Below are 18,163 nucleotides of genomic sequence, written 5' to 3'. Positions count from 1 at the left end.
ATGCCCTGGGGTCGGAAGGCGGGGAGCGGGGGTCAGTGAGCGTTGGCGGGCGCCGAGTCCGGCTCCGGAACGCCAGCGAACGCACGAAGGAACGGGACGAGGCGCTCGAGCCGGGTGCCGCGCGAGCCCTTCAGGAGGACGATGGCGTCGGGGGCGAGCCGTGGGGCCAGCAACGGCCAGAGCGCCTCGGCATCGGGAGCGACGATGACGCGCGGGTCGCCTGGCGCGAGCTTCTGGAGTGCCGCGACAAACTCCCCGATGCCGGCCACCACCGAGGCGCGCGAGGCCAGCGCCCGGGCCGCGATCTCCTCGTGGAGCGCCACGCCCTGGGGCCCGAGCTCCAGCATCGAGCCGAGCACGGCCACGCGCGGGCGCTCGCCCCCGATCGCGTCGAGCATGGCGAGCGCCTCGCGTGCCGACGCGGGATTCGCATTGTAGGCGTCGTTCAGCAGGCGCATGCTCCCCAGCGCCTCGAGCGCGCTCCGCATGCGGAGGGGGGGCATGGACTCGATCCCGCGGACGGCATCGGCGTCGGCGATGCCGCACGAGCGCGCCACCGCGATGGCCAGCATCGCGTTGCGCACGTTGTGGGCGCCAAGGAGCGGGACGCGGAGCGTCACGTCGCCCAACGTCGCCCACCCGTGCCCGTCCTCCGAGACCCCCCACGACGCGGGGTACACGTCGCCACGGTCGCATCCCGCCTCGACGACGCGTCCGGCGCGCGTCCGGGCCTCGCGCGCCACCTCCGGCTGGGCCGACGGCGTGATGGCGAGCGCCACGCCGTCGAACACCGAGCACTCCTCGCGCAGCACCCCCTCGATGTCGCCGAACCCTTCCAGGTGCTCCTCGCCGATCGAGGTGACGACGGCGATGTCGGGCTCGACGATCGCGCGGAGGGCGGCGACCTCGCCCGGGTGATTGGTCCCGATTTCCACCACCGCGATGTCGGCGTCGTCGGGAATGGCCAGGAGCGTCAGCGGTACGCCCACCTGGTTGTTGAGGTTCCCGCGGGTGGCATGCACCGACAGGACGCTCGACAGCGCGGCGGCCACCAGCTCCTTGGTGCTGGTCTTGCCGTTGGAGCCGGCGACGGCGACCACTGGCCCGCGCCACGCCCTGCGCCGGTAGCTGCCTAACGCGCCGAGCGCGCGCGTGGTGTCCCCGACGGTGAAGGCCGGGACCCCCAGGCCATGCACCTGGCGGGGCTCCGACACGACGAGGGCCACGGCGCCGCGCTGCACGGCCTCGGCGCAGAAGTCGTGGCCGTCGAAACGCTCGCCGATGAGCGCCACGAACACGTCGCCGGGTGCGACGATCCGCGTGTCGGTGACGACGCGCCCGAGGGCGATCCGCCCCTCCGGGCGTGCCCCGTCCAGTTCATCGGCCAGCGCCTGGGCCAGGCGATCCAGTGTCCAGAAATTCATGGCGTTCCGTCGGCGACCGACGTGGCGAGTTCGTGCACGATGCGCTTCTCGTCGAACGGATGCGAGGTCGTGCCGCGGATCTGGTACGTCTCGTGCCCCTTCCCCGCCAGGACGACCACGTCACCCGGGGCGGCGATGGCCAGGGCCCGGGCGATCGCGGCGCGGCGGTCCTCGAGGCGCTCGTGCGGACGCTGCATCCCGGCCTCGATCTCGTCGAGGATGCGTTCCGGATCTTCCGTGCGCGGGTTGTCGCTGGTGACGATCACGACATCCGCCAGCCGCTCGGCGATCGCTCCCATGATCGGGCGCTTCCCCCGGTCGCGGTCGCCCCCGCACCCGAAGACGACGATGAGCCGTCCGGTGGTGAACGGGCGCACCGCCGCGAGCGCGCGCTCCATCGCATCGGGCTTGTGCGCGTAGTCGCGCAGCACCGTCGGCCGGTCGAGGATCTTCTCCAGGCGCCCCGGGACCTGCGGGAGCGACGACAGGCGCGCCGCGACGCCGGCGGGCGACAGGCCGAGGGCCCATGCGGCGGCGGCCGCGCCCAACGCATTGGCGACGTTGAAGTCGCCGATGAGCGGGAGGGTGACCGGTGCCTCGCCCGCGGGGGTCACGAGGCGCCAGGCACTCCCGGCCGGTGTGTACGTCACGCCGGCCGCCCGGACGTCCGCGCGCGCGCTGGAGACGCCGTAGCGCACCACGCGTGGCGCGGGGGGGAGGCTGCGCCACGTGTCCACGTCGTCGTTGACGACCGCGATGCCGCCAGGCGCAATGTGCGACACCAGCCGGGCCTTGGCGGCGAGGTACGCCTCCATGCTGGGGTGGTAGTCGAGGTGATCGCGCGAGAGGTTGGTGAACACCGCCGCGTCGAACCGGACCCCCTCCACGCGCCGCTGGTCGAGCGCGTGCGAGGACACTTCCATGGCCACCCGCCGGATGCCGGCGTCGACCAGGAGGCGCAGCAGGCGCTGGAGCTCCACCGGCCCGGGGGTGGTGAGGCCGGCCCCGCCGGGGAGCGGCGCCCCCTCGCTCCCCACCAGGACCCCCAGCGTCCCGATCGAGGCCGCCGGGGTCCCGGGGGCATCGAGCAGGTGGCGCAGCATCGAGACGGTCGTCGTCTTGCCGCTCGTTCCCGTCACCCCAACGAACGACAGCGAGCGTCCGGGAAATCCATGGGCAGCGGCGGCGGCCACGGCCGCCGCCCGCCGTCCGTCGCGCACCACGATGCGCGGGAGCGTCGTGCGCCCCGGATCCTCCACGATCGCGGCGGCCGCCCCTCCCCCCTCGGCCGCGGCGAGGAAGTCGTGCCCATCGTGCACGCTCCCGCGCACGGCGATGAACAGGGCGCCAGGGGCGACGTGGCGGGAATCATCGGTGACGGACCGCGCCGTGAGCGGCAGCGTGCCGAGGGTTTCGACCAGGACCCCGGCATCGCGGAGCGCGTCGACGATGGCCGCGAGGGATGCGAGCGACGTCACGGCCGCCCCAGCCGCACCAGGGAGCCGGTGCGCACCGCCGCGCCGGCCACCGGCGACGTGCCCCCGCGTCCCCCCGCCGTCAGCTGCACGCGGAAGCCGGCCCGGTGCAGCTCCCGCACCGCCACCCGGAGCGGCAGCCCGCGGACGTCGGGGACGGAGACGACCCGCGACGGCGGCACCTGCTCGCGGAGCGGGTGCGAGATGTCGAAGCGCGCCGGGGCTCGGGGCCCCGGCTCGGGCACCGTGTCGACGAGCGGGACCGACGCCGTCCACGGGGCGGCGTCCGCTCCGCGCGCGCCGGCGCCCGCGACGGCGCCATCGGCCACCTCCCGGTCGGGGAGGACGTCGAGGGCCGCCGGCGCCGCTTCCGCGGCCGGGGGGATGTACGAGACGCGCTGCGGCGGAAGGTTGGCCCAGTCCAGCGAGGCATCGCGCGCCGCGAGGGCGGCCGTGATCACCGCCTTGCTGACGGGCGCCGCCGTCTTGCCGCCGTAGTACGTGCCGCGCGGGTTGTCGAACTTCACCAGGACGACATACTGCGGCTTGCGCGCGGGAAAGAGCCCCACGAAGGATGAATTGTACGCCAGGGTCCCGCCGCGCCCGTACCGACCGCCCACCACGCGGCGCGCCGTCCCGCTCTTCCCCGCCAGGTCGAAGGTGGCGAGCCCGGCGTCCTGCGCCGTCCCGCTGTCGACGACGCTCTCCAGCATCGCCATCACGGCCCGCGTCGTCTCCTCGCGGAAGACGCGCCGCACGGGACGCGGCGCGTGCCGGTACACCACCGTTCCCGCGGCGTCGCGGATCTCCTTCACCAGCGCCGGCGCCATCAACTCCCCGCCGTTGGCGATGGCGCCGTATGCAAGCGCCAGTTGGAGTGCCGTCACGCTGAGCTCATAGCCGATGGCGAGCGAGTGATGCGACTGCCGGGACCAGCGCCGCGGCTCGTACAGCACCCCCGCCGCTTCCGACGGATAGGAGACGCCGGTCGGTGTCCCGAATCCCAGGTCGCGGTACAGCATGAAGAGCTCGGCGTCGCTCACCCGTTCGCTCAGCCGCGCGATCCCGACGTTCGACGAATACCGGATGACGTCGGCGACGGTCATCGCCTGGGCCTTGTGGACGTCGGTGATGCGGCGCCCGAACGCCTGGTACACGCCGTTGTAGGTCTGGATCATCTCGTCGGGTGTCGCCCTTCCCGCTTCCAGGAGGCGGGCGACGAGGAACGGCTTGAGCGTCGACCCCGGTTCGAACGGCTCGACGATGGTCGACGGAGTGGTTCCCGGGACGCCGCGCCGGTGGCTCGTCAGGCACCGGATCTCTCCCGTGTGCGGGTCGAGGATGACGATGTCCCCGCCGTCGGCATTGAGACGCCGCGTGGCGTCGGCCAGCGCCTGGTCGCAGATGTCCTGCAGCACCTGGTTCACCGTCAGCCGCACCGTATGGCCGGGTTGCGGCGGCTCGGTCAGCGTCTGCGGCGCCCCGAATCGCCGCCCGCTGGGCGACTTCATGGTCCGGGCGCGCCCGGGTTCGCCGCGCAGCAGCGAATCCAGGAACAGCTCGAGCCCCTCGATCGCGGCCCCGTCGGGATTCACGCGCCCGAGCAGTTCGCGCGTCCCCTCGGACTGCACGTAGACGCGCTCCCCCGCGGGCGCCGAACGCACCCCCGGCATCTTGAGGAGGGCGGCGACGTCGGAGGGCTGGAAGCGCTCGCGCAGGTCGTACCACTTGCGCCGGCGGTCGAGGACGGGGCGCGCGCGGAGCGGCGGGACCCCGACCTTGAGCAGCATCCGGTACAGGCCTCGCCGATCCTTCATGTTGTCGAGGTCGAAGCTCAGGCGCACCAGTTCGCGGCTCCGCGCCAGCGTGGTGCCGGTGGCGTCCTCGATCTCGCCGCGCGGTGCCGGGAGCGACGCCTCGGCCGTGTGCTGGCGGGCCGCCCGTTGCTCCCACCGCTGGTGCTGGAGGAGTTGCACCTGCCCGGCCCGGGCCACGAGGGCGATGGAGAACGCGACCAGGACGCCGTGGACGATGGTGAGGCGCGAGGGGATCCGCATGCGTCAGTCCTTCGCGCGCGGCGCCGGCATCGGGAGCCGGATGGTCTGGGAATCGCTCGCCTGCCGCATCCCGAGACGGGCCTGGACGACGGGCCCGAGACGCCCGATGCTCATGGCGCTCCGGATGTCGGTGATGAGCTTCGCGCGCTCCGCCTCGAGTTCCTTCACCTGGCCCTCGAGCTGCCGCATCGCGACGGCGCGCGCGTAGCCGACCGTGCGGCGCCACACGACGCCGGTCATCACGACGACGAAGACGGCGAGCCCGATCGCCACCTGCACGCGGCCGCGCCGCGCTACGCGGCGCTTCGCCATGCCCGCAGCCGCGCGCTCCGCGCGCGAGGGTTCACCGCCACTTCATCGTCGGCCGCCGTCACCGCCCGGCGCGTGACCAGCGTGCCTAACGCCACGCCCCGGCACGTGCAGACCGGCTGCCGCGGCGGGCAGGTGCACGCCGTGCTCCACTCGCGAAAGGCGTGCTTGACCAGGCGGTCCTCGCCCGAGTGATAGGCGATGACGGCGAGGGTCCCGCCCGGGTTGAGGTGGGCGCGCAGGGCCGGCAGGGCGCGCTCGAGCCCCGAGAGCTCGTGGTTGACCGCGATGCGCACCGCCTGGAACAGCCGCGCGAAGTCGGCCGGCCCGGTCGTGGGACCCAGCGCCCCGCGGATCGCCCCGACCAGGTCATCGCTCGTGACGAAGGGGCGCGTCTCGCGGCGCCGCCCCACCTCGCGCGCCAGGCGCGGGGCGCGGCGCTCGTCCCCGTACTCGCGGAAGACCCACGCCAGCTCGCTCTCCGGCGCCGTGTTCAGGAACTCGCCGGCCGTCATCGTGGCATCCTCGCCCATGCGCATGTCGAGGATCGCCCCCGGGCGGAAGGTGAAGCCGCGACGCTCATCGTCCAGCTGGTGCGACGAGACCCCGAGATCGAGCAGGATCCCGTCGAAGCGCGCCGCCGCCAGCTCGGGGATCGCCTCCAGGTCGGCATAGTTCCCCTGGAACACGGCGAGCCGACCGTCGGCGATGTACGGCGCCAGTCGCTGGTGCGCCTCTCGGACGGCTTCCGGATCGCGATCGATGCCGGTCACCCGCGTGCCACGCTCGAGCAGCGCCAGCGCATGGCCGCCACCGCCCAGCGTGCCATCGAGGACGTGCCGTGCGTCGCCTAACAACTCAGCAACCTCGCGCGCGAGAACCGGCGCATGGTAGGCGCTTTCCCAGGACATGCGGCCAGTGGATGGACGCGTCATACTAGCCGCGCCCTGAACGATGCGTCAAGTACATACGCCTAACACGGTTATGCACATCCCGTACATTGCCCCGCATCACGTCGCGCGAGGGGATCGACGGGCGCGAAAGACTACGCGGCCGGATGCGAAAAGCCCGCCACCGCATGCCGGTGGCGGGCTTCTCCTCGTGCGGCACGGCGAAGCGTCCTACTTGCAGTAGGCCTTCTCCATCTGCCCCTGATACTGCGCCAACTGCATCATCCCCTCGAGCAGCGTCTTGGCCTGGTCGGGGAAGGCGGCGGCCCCCTTCGGGAGGTTGATCTGCGCCTCGGTGAGGTACGCCCCGACCTCCTTCGTCTTGGCGCAGCTCTTCTCCGAGTTGGCCTCCTGCAGGAGGTTCTGCGCGAGGAGCAGGTTGAAGACGCCCTTCAGGAAGGAGGTCTGCGGCGTCGGGCTCGCCTTCTCGGCGAAGTCGAGGACCGCGAGCCCCTTCCTGGCTTCGTCGGCATTCTTCGACGTCGCATAGGACTGGCGAATGCGGTTGGCCACCGTGTTCGCCATCCCGGCCACCGTCGCCTTGTCGTCACCGGCGGCGAGCGCCGCCTCGAGGGCCGGCACCACGCTGTCGAGCTGGTTCATCTCCACGAACGTCTGGGCCACCAGCATGTTGGCCCCCTCGGCCTTCGGGTCGAGGGCGAGCGCCTTGCGCAGCGCGACCAGCGCCTGCGGCCCCTGCCCCGCCTGGCGGGCCAACTGCCCCTGCAGCATCCACAGGGCCACGTTGTTCGGGAACTTCGCCGTCCCGCGCGCGGCGGCCTCGGCGGCCTTGACGGTGTCGCCCGACAGCAGGTAGGCCGATGCGATGCGCGTGAAGAAGCTCGTGTCGGCCGCCGCGGTGTCCGCCCTGGCCATCTCCTCACCGATCGCCACCGCCTGCTGGTACTCGCGCAGCGCCAGGTAGATGCGCCACTGCAGGCGGATGAGCGACGGGTCGCCCGGGTTCTGCTTGACCGCCTCGTCGATGATCGGGCGCGCGACCTCCGGCTTGCCGCTGGCCGCGATGATGTTCACGACCGACTCGGTGAGGCGGGCGTTGGTGGGGTCGAGCGCGAGGAGCGTGGTGAGCGCCCGGATCTGCTGCTCATCCATCTTCTTCTCACCGTACGCGTCGGCGACGAGCGCCAGGGCGCGACGGTTCTGCGGGTGCAGGCGCAGCACGTCCTCGGAGTACTTGATGATCGAGTCGGCGCCCCACTTCTGGGAGTTCGCGATCTCGAGGAGGCAGACGCGCGACATCACCGAGTTCGGGTAGTCCTTGATGCCCTTGTTCGCGTCGGCGATGGCATCGGCGTATTTGCTCTGGCGCGCGTTGAGCGTGCACTTCTTGATGTCGTCCAGCGGCTTGCGCGCATCCTCGATGGCCTTCGACACCCCCTTGGCGATGTCGCCCATCTTCGGCGCCGTCACCTTGGGGAGCGGCTGCACCATGCCGTCCCCGCGGACCAGCAGGAGGAAGCCATCGAACTCGTACCCGGCGTCGCTCTTCGTGACCGTCCCCTCCACGTACTCCTCGGCGCGGATGAGGTTCGCGAGCTGCTTGGCGTCGTTCGCGTTGAGCGGCTCCGTCTTGGAGTAGCCGGACTGCTCGAGCGCGTTGTCGATGTCGCTCTTGGGGATGATCCAGAGCGTGCGCATCATGAAGTCGCCCCCCATGCGCTCACGGAGCTGGTCGGCCACCTGGGCGCCGAGGCTGCGTTCGTTGCTCCGCAGTACCGGGACCATGAAGCGGGGGCCAGGCGTCTGGCCACGCTGCAACGTCTGCTGCTGGGCGCCGAGCTCCGACACGGAGCCCTGCAGTGCAAGCCCAACGAGGAATGCCGCAACGAGGCGACCGGGGCGCTGCCGAGCCTTCACGTTCATGTCCTCCAACGGGTTGTTCATTGCATACACCTCCCCGAAAACCGGGGTCCGCGAAACCTGCTCGAATGGGCGAAGAGGGACTCGAACCCCCGACATCCTGCGTGTAAGGCAGGCGCTCTGACCAACTGAGCTATTCGCCCGCCGACGGCGTGCTGTGGGTCTGCGCTACTTGAGGATCGCGATCGGCACCAGGACGCAATAGCCGATCACGAGGAGGATCGGCGCGATCGTCTCGCCACCACGCCAAAGGTCCGCGAATCCGGCGAGGATCGTGGCGAGCGCGAGTCCCCAAAACAAAAGTGGCCGCGAGCGCGGCGACGGGCTGGGTTGTGCCATATGTGCGGAAGGATACGGATGCTCGACGGGGAGTGTCAAGCGAATATCTCTGCGGCGCTTACGCTTAATCATCCCGCAATGTTGGCTCCTCTCGCTCGCCGCCAGGGGCTGCATCAGGGGGCGCGTCGGGGGGCGCGTCGAGCGAGGACGGGGTTCCGTCCCCCCCGGGGACGTCCTGCCGCAGGAGCAGGTCGATCGTGCTCGCCCGCTCGCGCCGCTCGGCCTCGGCGTCGGCCGCCCGCATCGCCGCGAGGCGAGCCTTGTCGCGCCGCCGCCGGATTACATAGAAGGGGCCCGCCACGAAGACGATCAGCAGCGCGGCGATCGTGACGTCGGCGAAGAGGGCGAGTGCCCCGTAGCGCCGGCGCGTCCGGTCGCGAAAGCGCCGCTCGAACTCGCCCTGCGTGAGCCCGTACGCCCGGCGGAGCGCCCGTTCGAAGTCGCCCTCCTCGCGCCAGTACCCCAGCAGGAGCGTCAGCCCGCGCTGCGGGTCCAGCTCCGCCAGCTCGGCCACCGCGCGGAAGGCGAAGGCGTACGACGCGTCGGCCCTCGACGCGCCGGCGTAGAACCCCGAATCGAGGGCCGCCAGCGAGGGGACCCCACGCACGGCGAGGGCCAGGTTGGTCGCGATCACCTGCTCGCGGTCCCACTCACCCGCCGCGTAGCTCGCGTACCCCTCGTCGAACCAGCGCGGCGGGAGGTCGCCCAGGTATTCGTGGAGCGCCAGGTGGGCCAGCTCGTGCCGGAGGACGTGCATGGGGTCCCCGGCCTGCGACGAGGCACGCCGCCCCTGCATCAGGATCCGCCCCTCCTCCGGGATGGCGAACGCCGCCCCCCACTCCGGTGCCCCATCGCCCGCCCAGGCGCGGAAGGTCGCCGCATCGGGGGCCACCTGGATCACCAGCGGGGCGCGCGGCCGGGGGAGCCCGGGAAAGGTGTCGCCGCGGACCGAGGCGGCGAGGATGGATCGGGCGAGCGTCTCATCGCCCCGGCTCGCCTCGACGGTGAATCGCCCGCCCTGCAGGCGGAGCGGCTGGCCCTGTGCCGTGGCGGCGCTGGCGGGGACGAGGGCCGCGGCTACGACGAGCGCGGCGGCGAACCTCCACCTTCTACCTCGCTCAGCAATTCGGCGCAGCGCTTCCCCCATGGACTGAACTTGTTGGCGCGCGCACCGTCGCGCCACGCGGCCATCGCACCCTCGCGGTCACCCGCAAAGTACATGGCGCGCCCCAGCTCGTAGTACGCCTCGATCAGGTTGGGACCCAGCGCGAGCGCCTTCTTCAGGAAGTTCTGTGCGTCCTCGTACATCTCCCGCTCCAGGTACAGGAGCCCGAGGTAGTAGTGGGCGTAGAGCGTCGCCTTGCGGTCGTTGTCGAGCCGGATCGCCTTCGAGAGGTGCTCGATGGCCTCGCCGAAGATCTGCTTCTTGAGGCAGATGTAGCCGACATTGATGCGCGCGAGCGAGTTCTGCGGCTCGCGCATCAGGACCTTCTGGAAATTCAGCAGCGCGTCGTCGTACTTGGCCTGGAGCATCTGCGCCCACCCCAGGAGCGATATTCCCTGCGGGTCGTTCGGCGAGAGCTCCAGCGCGCGGAGCAACGCCTGCTCGGCGCCCGCGTGGTCCCCGAGCGAGAGGAGGCTCCACCCCTTCTCGAGGAACGTGGACGCATTGAGGTGGTCGGCGCGAGTCGGCGGCGCGGCGTGGGGCGCGTCGGGAGCGGTGGTGGCGGCCGAGGGTGCGTGGACCACGGAAGCGGGTGCGGGCGACGCATCGAGGGCGTCGAGCGATTTCCACTGCTGCACGAGCCCCTTCACGTCGTCCTTGAGCGCAGCCAGGTCGGTCAGCTCACACTCGATCGCCCTGTAGAGGGCGATGATGTCCGCCTTGAGCGCCTCGCGGCGCTCCGCCGCGTCCGGCGCACCCAGCGACGAGCGCAGCTCGTCGAACTGCTCGCGCAAGGGGCCGGCGGTCGCGAGGGAGGAGGGCGCCTCAGGCATCGGGCGCACGACCGTCCGCCGCCTCGACCGCGGGTGCATCGATGCAGTCGTGAAGCGACGCCTGCTCCTCATCCGAGAGGAGGCGCATGGGGTCGAGGACTACCACCATCGCCTCGCCCTGCCGCACCATGCCGCGCAGGAAGGCAGCGGACGGGCCGCTGGCCAGGCGCGGCGGGGGGGCTAGCTCCCCGGGGGCGATGGTCCGCACGTCGACGACCCGGTCGACGGCCGCCGCGATCGCGTCGTCGCCCCACGTGAAGACGAGGAGACGCCCACCGGCGCCCCCGGATCGCTCCGCGAGGCCGAAGCGCCGGCGCAAGTCCACCACCGGCACGACGCGCCCCTGGTACGCGATCACCCCTTCCATCCACGACGGCATGCCGGGAATCGCATGCACCCCTTCGTGGCGGAGGACCCGCTCCACGCACGCGATGTCGGCGGCATACGAGGCGTTCCCCACTCCGAACGTCACGAGCCGCAGCACCTGCTCGTTCGTGTTCATGCGCTCCCTCCGGTTGGGCGCTGCTGGCAGGCGCTGACGATGGCGCGTGCGTCGAGGATCGACGTCAGCGACGCGCCGTCCCAGACGACGCCGAGGAGGAGGTCGTCCGAGGCCTCGAACGGCGGCGGCCTCACGCCCCCGAGGTCGAGGGCCACGACGTCGTCCACGTCGTCCACGAGGAGCGCCATGCGGCGAGACGCGCCGCGCAACACCAGCACCTGCCCTCCCTGCGACGCACCGGCGCCGAGCAGGCGCCCCGCATCGAAGACGGGAATGGTCACCCCCGACAGGCGCAAGAGCCCGGCGAGGATCGACGTCTCGTGTGCCGCGACGCGATCGATCGGCGGCGCGTCGAGCGCCTCGTCGAGCGCCCGCACGTCGAAGGCATATCGCTCCGCGCCCACCCGGAAGGCGAGCAGCTCGGCCATCCCGCTGCGCGCGCGGACGCGATCGCGGAACCGCACCAGGGATGGCGCGACGCCGGCGCCATCGGAGGCGGCGTCCGTCGCACGGTCGCTGGGAGGGGGTAGGGTGGCAGGCATGGTCACCAACTAGACCGCTCTGGCGTTCGACTCGTCACGGACCGCGCGGCAGCTGGCGGACTCCGTGGCACCGGCGGTTCCGGCGCACCGGCGGTTCCGGCGCACCCTCATGCGTCGCTCATCTCGCACCCCCGCGAGCGGAGGGCGCGGCTGATGGCCGCCGCCAGCCCGGAGAGGGACGCGACCTCGTGGGCGGCGGCCAGCGCGGCTTGGGGCATCCCGAAGACGATGGAGGTCGATTCGTCCTGCACGACGACGATGCCCCCCGCGTCGCGCACGCGTCGCGCCCCCGCCGCGCCATCATGCCCCATCCCGGTGAGGACGACGGCCACGCTCCGGGCGGCGAAGACGTCGGCCGCACTGGCGAACAGGAGATCGGCGGCCGGGGCCACGCCGTGCACCGGGAAGCCGGACCGCACGCGGAGGCGCGGGGCCGACGGCGGTCCCTCGATCGTCGTGTGGCGCCCCCCCGGCGCGACATAGATGCACCCGCCCACCAGCGCCTCCTCGTCTCGCGCTTCGCGAACCGGCATCGCCGCGAGGGTGTCGAGACGGCGGGCGAGGCTCTCGGTGAAGCCGGAGGGCATGTGCTGCGCCACCACGACGGCCGCCCGGATGGGGGGGAGCGAGGGGATGATCTCGGCAAGCGCGCGCGGCCCGCCGGTGGAGGCCGCCACCACCACGACGTGCGTCGCCCCCTTCCCCTCCCCAGCGGCGGGGGGGCGGGGCGGCGCCCCGCGCGCGCGTGCCAGCACGGGGACCGAACGGTAGCGCGCGAGCATCGCGGTGCGCAGCGCCCCCAGCAGCCGTTCGCGCAGCGTCGCCAGGTCGAGGGAGTCCCCCTGCGAGGGCTTGCGGACGAAGTCGACGGCGCCGAGTTCGAGCGCGCGCATCGTCGTGTCCCCCCCGTCGTCCAGGGCCGACAGCATCACGACCGGGCAGGGCGCCTCGCTCATCAGGTAGCCTAACGCCGACAGCCCGTCCAGTCCGGGCATCCGCACGTCCAGGGTCACGATGTCCGGCGCGAGGGCGTGCACCTGGCCGATCGCCTCGTGCCCATCGCCGGCCTCCCCGACCACCTGGAAGTCGGGGGCCCCGGCGATCACGTCACGCACGACGCGCCGGATGAACGGCGAGTCGTCCACGACCAGCACGCGGTACGGACTACAGGATGCGTTCGGCATGGCGGATCGACGTCACGCGCACCACGCCCGTGGCCACGTCGAGGAAGACGCTGCGTCCATGGTTCCCGCCGACCTCCTCGCCGATGATCGGCACGCCCACGGCGGCGAGCGCGCGCCGCGTCGCCTGCACGTTGCGCTCGCCCATGTTGACCCCGGCGCCGTTGAGGATGCCGGTGAACATGCTCGCGCCGCCCACCAGCCGGGCGTCGGGCGCCTCGACGGCCCCGATCGCGCGCATCTCGTCCAGCAGGTAGGAGACGGCGGTGCTCGCGTACTTGGCCGGCCCCCCGCGCGCGCGCGAGAGGGCCTCGTTGGGCAGCAGGATGTGGGCGACGGCCCCGACGCGGGCCGCGCGATCGTAGAGGATCAGCGCCACGCACGAGCCGAGCCCGATGCACGACAGGACGCCGTGGTCACGGCGCACGGCCGCCTGCCCCACGTTGACGTGGAGTTCGAGCGGGGAAGGCGAGATGTCGCTCATCGTCAGGCGAGCCGCCGCGCCGTATCGATGTTGTTCCGCGCCATCGGGTTGTCGGGAGCGAGGGCGAGCGATCGTTCCCAGCACTTCAGCGCCTCGTCGCGCTCCCGTCGCCGGAACCGGATGTTGCCCAGCTTGAGCCAGACGTCGCCGCCGAGGTCGGGCGCCACGCGCACCGCGCGCTGGTAGCACTCCAGGGCTTCGTCGTAGCGGCCGGCGCGGTAGTGCAGGTCGCCCGCATTCTTGTGCAGCTGCGGGAGCGTCGGGTCCTCGAGCTGCCCGCGCTCCACGATGGCGGCCGCCTCGGCGTAGCGCCCGCGGCGCTCGAGCGCGGCGGCGAGGTTGTTGAGCAGGACCGCCGAATGCGGATGCACGGTGACCCCTTCGCTGAGGAGGGCGACGGCCCGATCGATGTCGCCGAGGATGGCGGCCACGAGTCCGGCGTAGTGGAACCAGGCGGCCGGGCGCCCCCGCGTCCCGGCCAGCCCTGCCGCTTGGCGCAGCGCCGCATCGGCCCCGGCCACGTCGTGCCGCCGCAGCGCCAGGACCGCCACCGCCAGCTGCACGGCGGGATCCTGCGGGAGGAGCTGCTCGGCGCGCGCGAGCGCCTGCCGGGCCTCGTCGAGGCGCCCGGACCGCGCGAGCGCATGCGCGAGGTTCAGGAACGTGGCACCGCGGGGCGGCCCGGGGCGCGCGGCAGCGGCGCGCAGCGTGCGTACCGCCTCGTCGAGGTGCCCCTGCCGCAGGGCGAGCAGCCCCAGGAGGAACTCCCCGTGCTCGTCACCGGGACTGAGCTCGGTGACACGGCGGAACTCGCGCACCGCCTCGTCGAGCATCCCGGTCTTGTAGAACGCGACCCCCAGGTTGCGGTGCTCGGCCACCCGCGCCTCGTTGCTGACCTGCGCGGGGGCGCGCGTCCGTCCCACCCGGTGCACGAATCCGGCGGTGATGAGGCCGAAGATCGCCTTGCCCACCTCGAATTCGCCCAGCCCCGACTCGTCGACCATCGCGCTCACGTCGCGGCGCCCGTCGAGCAGCGGCACGAGCAGCTCCTGCTCCGGGGTGAGGACCACCTCGCTCCCGCCCAGGTGCTCGCGGTCGAGGGCGAAGATCAGGTCGAAGGTGGGGATCTTCTTCTCGATCAGGCTCCACTCGTCCACCCGGCGTGCCCCCTCCAGCAGGAGCGACTCCGGGTTGATCGAGACCACGATGTCCTGCGCGTCGGGGCGCACGTCGGCCTCGAACGAGAACGTCCCCTGCGTCCAGGTGAAGAGGAAGTAGACCGCCTCCTCGATCTGGTGCTTGATGTACTGATGCAGCTCCTCGCGCGCGAGCATGTGCTCGGCGATGAGGATCTCGCCCAGCTTGCGCTCGGGCGCGCGTCCCTGGAGGGCGATGGCCGCCTCGAGCTGCGCCGGGGAGATGAGCCCGTTCTTGACCAGCAGGTCGCCCAGCCGGTCGCGCCGGTTCACGATCGAGGCGAAGCTGATGCGCCCCTGGTCGAAGTAGATGTTGCCGAACGAGTGCTTGTGCGTGACGCTCAGGCAGCCGCTCTTCTTCCCCATGGCCAGCAGCTGCAGGACGTCGGGGAGCGAGGCCTCGCGCAGGGAGCCGCGGATCGCCATCAGCGGAGCTCCTCCACGACCAGCCCCTCGGTCCCCGGCCACTCGGCCACGATCTTCTCGGCGTCGAAGAAGAAGGAGTCGAGCGGCGGGGGCGGCTGGGTCAGGGGGGCGAGGCCGGCCTCGTGCGCGTCGGCGGCCAGCGCCGGGTCGGGCGCGAGCGCCTCGTCGAGCATGGCGTCGATGGTGGGTGCCGCCGCTTCGTCGCCTTCGGGGACCGGGGTCCCCCGCCCCCAGCGATCCACCCCGTCGACGACCCCCAGCTCCGCGACCAACCCGCCCTCGAAGCGCGAGCGCAACCGCGGCTGCAACGCGCCCAGCGCGCCGAGCGGCCGATCGAGCGTGAGCACCACCTGCTTCCCCGCCTGCTGCAACACGTTGAAGAGGTGGAAGAACTCGTCCTGCGTCCGCTCCTTGCCGTCGAAGGCGTGGATGTCGTCGACGATGAGGACATCGGTGCCGCGGTAGCGCGCGCGCCAGCGCTCGACCGTCCCCTGCTGCAGCGCGTCGATCAACCCGTCCACGAAGTCGGCGCCGCTGAGGCACGCGACCCGCAGCCCCTCCCCCTCGCGGAGGCGCAGCGCATTCCCGATGGCGTGCGCGAGGTGCGTCTTGCCCGACCCGGAAGGGCCGTGGATCACGAGCGGGTTGTACCGGCTGCCGGGCGCCTCGGTGACCAGCGTCGCCGCCTGGATGGCCATGCGATTGCGCGAGGTGCGCACCAGGTCCTGCAGGCGATATCCCTTGCGCGGGGCCGGGAGCGGCTCGTGCGTCGCCAGGGCGCGTGCGACGAAGTCCTCGGCCTCGGCCAGGCGGGCCGGGTCGCGGAAGAGCGCGAGCCCGGCATGGCGCGGGTCGAGGCGAATGGCCTCCGACTCGAGGGCGCGCAAGCGCTCCACGTCGGTGGCGAACGCCCCTTCCAGCGCCTCGACGTCGGGGGGCGTGGCGCGCGCCAGCTCGCGCTCCAGCCGGTCGGTGCGGAACCCCTCGCCCGACCAGCGCGCGATGCGCTCGCCCAGGCGCACGCGCCACGTCTCGACCGACGCGGCCACGGTGGTGGCCAGGTCGCTGACGAAGTGCTCGAACTCGTCGGCCGGCGGCGGCTCGGCGCCGCGCACCTTGCCCAGCACCTGCCACACGTCGCTCACGCCCACCGGGGAATCGAGGAGCGACTGGTGCGCCATCAGCCGGTTGAGCGCGCCTTGCAGCTCACGGACATTGCCTGCCGGGCTGCGAGCCAGCTCCTCGAGCACGCCGGGCGCGAAGCGCACCTCGCCCTCGGCGCACTTGTTCCGGAGGATCGCGACGCGGGTCTCGTAATCGGGCGGGCCGACGTCGACGATCAGGCCGCCGGCCAGGCGCGAGACCAGGCGCTCGTCCACGTCGGCGATCTCGGTCGGGGCGCGGTCGCACGTCATCACGATCTGGCGCCCGCTCCCCTGCAGGGCATTGAAGACCCGCAGGATCTCGCTCTGCGTCTCCACCCGGCCCGTGAGGAACTGGACGTCGTCGAGCAGCAGGAGCCCGACCCCCGAATACCGCCGCTTGAAGGTGTCGGCGCGCCCCGTCCCGATCGCCTGGTGGAGCTGCGCCACGAAGTCGTCGAGCGTCAGGTACTCCACGACGAGCTCGGGATGCAGCTGACGGGCATGGTACCCGACGGCGCCGAGCAGGTGCGTCTTGCCGAGCCCGGACGAACTGTAGATGAAGAGCGGGTTGTAGGCGGCTCCCGGGGCCTCGGCCACGGCGCGCGCCGCCGTCGCCGCGAGGCGATTGGCGGCGCCGACCACGAAGTTGTCGAACCGAAAGCGTCCGTCGAGCACGTCCTATCTCCCAGCGCCCGCGCCGGCGCCCGCGCCCAGCCGGCGGAGCACGAGCTCCGACGCCTTGCGCAGCGTTTCGAAGACTCCCTTTCCCACCAGGGCATCGGCGGCGAAGCTCGGAACCCCGCGAAAGTTGAGGGCGTCATCGAGCTCGTCCGCCGGATACACGAGTTCCCGCGGCAGGTCCTGCTTGTTGTACTGGAGGACGAGTGGGAGCCCGCGCGCGTCAACGCCCTGCTCCGCCAGCACCTCGTGCAGGTCGCGGAGGCTCTCCAGGTTCTCGTCCAGCTGGCGTCGCTGCGAGTCGGCCACGAAGACGACGCCGTCGGCGCCCGACAGCACGAGCTTGCGCGTGCTGCGGTAGTAGATCTGCCCGGGGACCGTGTAGAGCTGGAACCGCGTCTGGAATCCGGCGATCGATCCCAGGTCGAGGGGGAGGAAGTCGAAGAACAGGGTGCGCTCGTTCTGGGTCGCCAGCGACACCATCGCCCCGCGCCGGGCGTCGGGGACGCGGTCGTAGACGTAGTGCAGGTTGGTCGTCTTCCCCGACCGCCCCGGGCCGTAGTAGACGATCTTGCAGGTGATCTCGCGCGAGGCGTAGTTGATGATCGGCATCGGTTCCGTGCTGGTGACGGGGCCCCCGTCAGGCCAGCTCCTCCAGGGCGCGCTGAAGCGACACGCGCAACAATCCCGAGTTGGTCTCGCGCTCGGCGAGAACGACGAGCAACAGCGTCCCCCGCGCCGCGGCCGCCAGGCGGCCGGCGAACGCCTCGAGCGACACGAGTTTCACCGCTCCCGCGCCGGAGCTCTCCGCCACCGCGTGCGCGCGCCGATAGAGCGCCGCCGCGAAGGCGGCCAGCGCGTCGGGATCCACGTCGACGTGCACGCTCGCCTCGATCGGGATGGCGTCGTCGAGCGAGGTGAGCAGGACACCCCGCACCCCGCGCAAGCGGGCGAGACTCGCCACCGAGGGCGCGAGCGGGCGCGTGCTCACAGCGACTCCAGCCATGCGGCCGCCTGGCGTTGCGCCCGGTCGAGGAGGCGCCGCGGGACCCCTGCCGGCGTGCGGGCGTCGGTCACGACGAGGGTCACGGTCTCCCCTCCCCCCGGCGCCAGCGCCAGGGTCGCCCCCTCGCACTCCACCTGCACGCGCTCCCACTCCCCGAGGTGCAGCTGGCGAAGGGCTCGCGCCGCGTCGCCGGACAGCGCCGCGAGCTCCGCCGCCAGCTCCTCCGACCGGTCGCGCCCGAACGCGTCGCGGGCCTCCCCGGCGAGCACGAGGCCGTCGGCGTCCGCGAGCAGCGCCACCAGCGCCCCCCCCTGCTCCAGCCCCGCGAAGACGGCGGGGAGCGCGCGCGGCCCGACGACCGGGGCGGCGGCCGCTTGGGCGGCGGCGGCTTGGGCGGGGGCGGCTTGGGTGGCGGCGGCTTGGGCGGCGGCCGCTTGGGCGGCGGCCGCTTGGGCGGCGGCCGCTTGGGCGGCGGCGGCGGTATCGAGCGTCGTCACGTCGAGGGCGCCCGGACGTGCCCCGTCGGGCCGCGCCGGGGACGCGGCGGTGACGGCGTCGGGGGCGGGGGGC

17 protein-coding genes and 1 tRNA gene are annotated in these 18,163 nt (G+C 72.4%); all 18 read right to left on the bottom strand.

What is annotated here, in order from left to right; genetic code table 11:
• Positions 1 to 32: 32 nt before the first annotated feature.
• Positions 33 to 1,424, bottom strand: a complete 1,392-nt coding sequence (locus tag ABS52_12090) for a hypothetical protein (GenBank protein ODT02745.1) — start codon at positions 1,422 to 1,424, stop codon at positions 33 to 35.
• The gene (locus ABS52_12085) at positions 1,421 to 2,902 is read right to left on the bottom strand and encodes a UDP-N-acetylmuramoyl-L-alanyl-D-glutamate--2,6-diaminopimelate ligase (protein ODT02744.1); all 1,482 of its coding nucleotides are present in this window, start codon (positions 2,900 to 2,902) and stop codon (positions 1,421 to 1,423) included. The genes ABS52_12090 and ABS52_12085 overlap by 4 nt, the downstream gene beginning before the upstream one ends.
• Entirely contained in the window at positions 2,899 to 4,956 is a 2,058-nt protein-coding gene (locus tag ABS52_12080; protein ODT02743.1) for a hypothetical protein, read from the bottom strand. Before ABS52_12080 ends, ABS52_12085 begins: the two co-directional genes overlap by 4 nt.
• Positions 4,957 to 4,959: 3 nt before the next feature.
• On the bottom strand, positions 4,960 to 5,268 hold the full coding sequence (locus tag ABS52_12075) for a hypothetical protein (GenBank protein ODT02742.1): 309 nt from the start codon (positions 5,266 to 5,268) through the stop codon (positions 4,960 to 4,962).
• Positions 5,250 to 6,176: a 16S rRNA (cytosine(1402)-N(4))-methyltransferase gene (locus ABS52_12070; protein ID ODT02741.1), complete on the bottom strand. Its 927-nt coding sequence runs from the start codon at positions 6,174 to 6,176 to the stop codon at positions 5,250 to 5,252. The genes ABS52_12075 and ABS52_12070 overlap by 19 nt, the downstream gene beginning before the upstream one ends.
• 210 nt (positions 6,177 to 6,386) lie before the next feature.
• Positions 6,387 to 8,120, bottom strand: coding sequence for a hypothetical protein (locus ABS52_12065; GenBank protein ID ODT02740.1), 1,734 nt, complete (start codon positions 8,118 to 8,120; stop codon positions 6,387 to 6,389).
• Positions 8,121 to 8,165: 45 nt separating this feature from the next.
• A tRNA-Val gene (locus ABS52_12060) sits at positions 8,166 to 8,239 on the bottom strand.
• Positions 8,240 to 8,499: 260 nt separating this feature from the next.
• Positions 8,500 to 9,336 (bottom strand): hypothetical protein, encoded by an 837-nt coding sequence (locus ABS52_12055; GenBank protein ID ODT02739.1) that lies wholly within the window; start codon positions 9,334 to 9,336, stop codon positions 8,500 to 8,502.
• A 176-nt stretch (positions 9,337 to 9,512) separates the two neighbouring features.
• Entirely contained in the window at positions 9,513 to 10,472 is a 960-nt protein-coding gene (locus tag ABS52_12050) for a hypothetical protein (GenBank protein ID ODT02738.1), read from the bottom strand.
• Positions 10,426 to 10,935: a hypothetical protein gene (locus tag ABS52_12045; protein ODT02737.1), complete on the bottom strand. Its 510-nt coding sequence runs from the start codon at positions 10,933 to 10,935 to the stop codon at positions 10,426 to 10,428. Before ABS52_12045 ends, ABS52_12050 begins: the two co-directional genes overlap by 47 nt.
• Entirely contained in the window at positions 10,932 to 11,399 is a 468-nt protein-coding gene (locus ABS52_12040) for a hypothetical protein (protein ID ODT02736.1), read from the bottom strand. Before ABS52_12040 ends, ABS52_12045 begins: the two co-directional genes overlap by 4 nt.
• 185 nt (positions 11,400 to 11,584) lie before the next feature.
• On the bottom strand, positions 11,585 to 12,661 hold the full coding sequence (locus tag ABS52_12035; GenBank protein ID ODT02735.1) for a hypothetical protein: 1,077 nt from the start codon (positions 12,659 to 12,661) through the stop codon (positions 11,585 to 11,587).
• The gene (locus tag ABS52_12030) at positions 12,642 to 13,142 is read right to left on the bottom strand and encodes a hypothetical protein (protein ID ODT02734.1); all 501 of its coding nucleotides are present in this window, start codon (positions 13,140 to 13,142) and stop codon (positions 12,642 to 12,644) included. Before ABS52_12030 ends, ABS52_12035 begins: the two co-directional genes overlap by 20 nt.
• 2 nt (positions 13,143 to 13,144) lie before the next feature.
• Positions 13,145 to 14,764, bottom strand: coding sequence for a hypothetical protein (locus tag ABS52_12025; protein ID ODT02733.1), 1,620 nt, complete (start codon positions 14,762 to 14,764; stop codon positions 13,145 to 13,147).
• The gene (locus ABS52_12020) at positions 14,764 to 16,584 is read right to left on the bottom strand and encodes a hypothetical protein (GenBank protein ID ODT02732.1); all 1,821 of its coding nucleotides are present in this window, start codon (positions 16,582 to 16,584) and stop codon (positions 14,764 to 14,766) included. The genes ABS52_12025 and ABS52_12020 overlap by 1 nt, the downstream gene beginning before the upstream one ends.
• A 3-nt stretch (positions 16,585 to 16,587) precedes the next feature.
• A complete protein-coding gene (locus ABS52_12015) occupies positions 16,588 to 17,199 on the bottom strand; it encodes a gliding-motility protein MglA (GenBank protein ODT02731.1) in 612 nt (203 codons plus the stop codon).
• 28 nt (positions 17,200 to 17,227) lie between these two features.
• Positions 17,228 to 17,578, bottom strand: a complete 351-nt coding sequence (locus ABS52_12010) for a hypothetical protein (protein ODT02730.1) — start codon at positions 17,576 to 17,578, stop codon at positions 17,228 to 17,230.
• Positions 17,575 to 18,163: hypothetical protein (locus ABS52_12005; GenBank protein ID ODT02729.1), on the bottom strand; the 589-nt coding region annotated here is incomplete at its 5' end. The genes ABS52_12005 and ABS52_12010, both read right to left, overlap by 4 nt.

It is taken from the genome of Gemmatimonadetes bacterium SCN 70-22 (genome assembly GCA_001724275.1).
GTDB lineage: Bacteria > Gemmatimonadota > Gemmatimonadetes > Gemmatimonadales > Gemmatimonadaceae > SCN-70-22.
This window is presented reverse-complemented; position numbering and strand designations above follow the sequence as displayed.